We start from the raw sequence: 3,210 nt of genomic DNA on the forward strand, positions 1-3,210 counted from the left end.
CGCCTGATGAGCTAGATAACCTGGGAGGAATTTCCACAACACTTGACACAAGCTCATGTTCATTCTTCCTTCATTCTAGGAGCGGGATTCTCTCTTGCCCACCTGTCCGATTTATTGGGTCCACCTCACACTCCTGTCGTAAATGCCGCGGCTGAAGTCCCCGCTCACGTCGATCTGAGCGTCTCCGAAGTCTGTCCGAATACCCGTCTCGTCGATTCTTAGAGGATTTACTCTGTACTTCTCAGAGAGATATTCGATCATGTCTTCCTGCGAAGTGTTCAAAACCTCATTCTCGGTCAGGGAGTTGATTTCATTTGCGAGAGAGCGACCTTGGCCTTCTATAATCTGACGCAGGTCGTGAGTGTAGAATAACAAGCTGTCCATGGTCTTCTCTCGGTCGTCGGCGCTCTTGGCGGTGGCTTCGTCTATGAATTAGCGCCACTTATGCTATCATTGTCGCCTACATCCAGCACATCCGGAGGCCGCCGCAATGACCACACGATCGGCAGTGTCCACGTCCGAATCTACCGCCGACTTCGCCAGCTACGACGCCGACTTGTGGCGCATGGCTGACACGTTGCGGGGCAGTATGGACGCCTCAGAGTACAAGCATGTCGTACTGGGGCTGATATTCCTCAAGTACATCTCCGACGCATTCGAGGAAGCGCATGCGCGCCTTGAATATCTTGTGGAGAGCGAATACGCAGACCCGGAAGATCCTGAGGAGTATCGCGCCTTCGGTATATTCTGGGTGCCGCAGGAAGCGCGCTGGGCGGTACTTCAAGCCAACGCCCGTCAGCCCACGATAGGGCGACTCGTGGATGATGCGATGGCGGCGATAGAGCGCGACAACCCGGTGCTCAGAGATGTCCTGCCGAAGGAATACGGGAGGCAGTCGCTCGACCAGACTCGACTGGGACAGGTCATCGACCTCATCAGTGATATAAGAATTGGTGACGCCGAAGCACGCGCACAGGATGTTCTGGGCCGGGTCTATGAGTATTTCCTGGGACAGTTCGCGCTGGCGGAGGGCCGTAGAGGCGGTGAGTTTTACACACCGCGCGGCGTGGTGAGGCTGCTGGTCGAGATGCTACAACCCTATAGCGGGCGCGTCTATGACCCCTGCTGCGGCTCGTCCGGCATGTTTGTGCAGTCTATGGAGTTTATTCGCTCCCACAGCAGCGGAAATGGTAACGGCGGCAGAATAAAAGCCGACATCTCCATCTACGGGCAGGAGTCGAACCACACCACTTGGCGGCTTGCCAAGATGAACCTCGCCATTCGCGGCATACACGGGCAGATCGAGCACGGCGACACGTTCCACAATGACCGCCACGCGGACCTGAAGGCCGACTTCATACTCGCTAATCCGCCATTCAACGTCTCCGACTGGGGCGGCGACAGATTGCGGGATGATCTGCGCTGGCAGTACGGAGCGCCACCTCCCGGCAACGCCAACTTCGCCTGGGTGCAGCACATGGTGCATCACTTGTCGCCACGCGGCACAGCGGGCTTCGTCCTCGCCAATGGCTCTATGTCGTCAGCTCAGTCCAACGAAGGCGAGATACGCAAGAACCTACTGGAAGCCGACCTGATTGACTGCATGGTGGCGCTGCCGGGGCAGCTATTCAGGTCAACGCAGATACCCGTATGCCTCTGGTTCATGGCGCGCAACCGGCGCAACGGCAAGTTCCGGGACCGCCGCCGCGAGACGCTCTTCATCGACGCCCGCGACATGGGGAGTCTCGTTGGCCGCACTCACCGGGAGTTGTCAGAGGAAGAGATAGGCCGAATCGCCGGCACATACCACGCCTGGCGCGAAGAGAGGGAAGATTACGAGGACATACCCGGATTCTGTAAGAGTGCCACGCTAGAAGAGATACGCTCGCATGACTTCGTGCTGACGCCGGGCCGCTATGTGGGCGCGAAGGCGCAGGAGGACGACGGCGAGCCGTTTGAGGAAAAGATGGCGAAACTTGCCGCCGAGTGGCGAGAGCAGCAGGTGGAGGCAAAGAAGCTGGACGTGACGATTGCTGAGAACCTTGAGCGGTTAGGGTTCTTCGCGGACGCCGAGGAATGAACTTGATGGCAAAGGACAACTCTTATGACAGTGCATGAGCTAATCGTGCTTCTGGAAACATACCCGGATGACTTGCGCGTGGTCGTGAACGGCTACGAAGATGGATTTGACGACCTTTCGCCGGACAGCCTGAAGGTCGTCGAGATAACACTGAACACGGGGACGGAAAGCTACGTCGGCGAACACGGGTACTGGTTCCCCGAAGTACATAGGAGACCAAAGGACATCGAAGTGGCGGAAGCTCTGGTGTTGCAGCGGTCGTCCTTCTGAGCACCCAACCGGAATGTCTCGGCAGTCGAGGAAAGCGAGTAAGTATGGGGAGTGGTTGGCGCGTCATGTCGTTCAGTGAAATGGTTACCAGCCAGGGAAAATTGGAAACAGAGTACGGGCATTTCCGTTGTGGCTTAAAGGTTGATCCCTTATGGAAGCTCTGTTGCAGTGAACGTGGAGTTCAGACGGGTCCCTTTGGTAGTCAACTCCATCAAAGAGACTACGTGCAGGTCGGTACCCCAATAATCACTGTTGAACACTTGGGGGAGAATCGAATCATCCACAGAAACTTGCCCTGCGTATCAGATAAGGACAAGGCAAGATTGGCAAGATACACTCTTCGGCAAGGTGACGTTGTCTTTAGCCGAGTAGGTTCAGTTGACAGACGTAGTTTAGTGCGTGAAACGGAAGATGGATGGCTGTTTTCGGGGCGTTGTTTGCGTGTGAGGCCAGATCCCAACAAGATTGAATCCGCTTATCTTTCATACTTCTTCGGTCTGCCAGCGTTTCGTGAACATATCAGGTCAATCGCTGTGGGCGCGACAATGCCTTCACTTAATACTCGGATACTCAGAGATGTTCCAATAGCTTATCCCTCGCTCCCCGAGCAGCGTCGCATCGCGCACATCCTCGGCACGCTGGACGACAAGATAGAGCTGAACCGCCGGATGAACGCCACGCTGGAGGGGATGGCGCAGGCGCTGTTCAAGTACTGGTTTGTCGATTTCGAGCCGGTGCGCGCCAAGATGGAAGGGCGCTGGCGGCGCGGCGAGTCGCTGCCGGGGATGCCGGCGGAGCTGTACGACTTGTTCCCGGAGCGGCTGGTGGCTTCGGCGCTGGGGGATGTGCCGGAGGGGTGG

4 protein-coding genes are annotated in these 3,210 nt (G+C 56.9%); 3 read left to right on the forward strand and 1 reads right to left on the reverse strand.

Annotated elements, in window-relative coordinates; all coding sequences use genetic code 11:
• Positions 1–111: 111 nt before the first annotated feature.
• Positions 112–384 (reverse strand): hypothetical protein, encoded by a 273-nt coding sequence (locus tag F4X57_13955; protein MYC08251.1) that lies wholly within the window; start codon positions 382–384, stop codon positions 112–114.
• 181 nt (positions 385–565) lie between these two features.
• Here F4X57_13955 and F4X57_13960 point away from each other — a divergent pair, with 181 nt between their 5' ends.
• From F4X57_13960 to F4X57_13970, 3 genes are all read left to right on the forward strand, one after another.
• A complete protein-coding gene (locus F4X57_13960; GenBank protein ID MYC08252.1) occupies positions 566–2,080 on the forward strand; it encodes an SAM-dependent DNA methyltransferase in 1,515 nt (504 codons plus the stop codon).
• Between the two features lie 24 nt (positions 2,081–2,104).
• A complete protein-coding gene (locus F4X57_13965; protein ID MYC08253.1) occupies positions 2,105–2,350 on the forward strand; it encodes a hypothetical protein in 246 nt (81 codons plus the stop codon).
• Between the two features lie 44 nt (positions 2,351–2,394).
• On the forward strand, positions 2,395–3,210 hold an 816-nt coding region (locus tag F4X57_13970), incomplete at its 3' end, for a hypothetical protein (GenBank protein ID MYC08254.1).

It is taken from the genome of Chloroflexota bacterium (assembly GCA_009840355.1).
Classification (GTDB): domain Bacteria; phylum Chloroflexota; class Dehalococcoidia; order Lucifugimonadales; family JADFKI01; genus Bin90.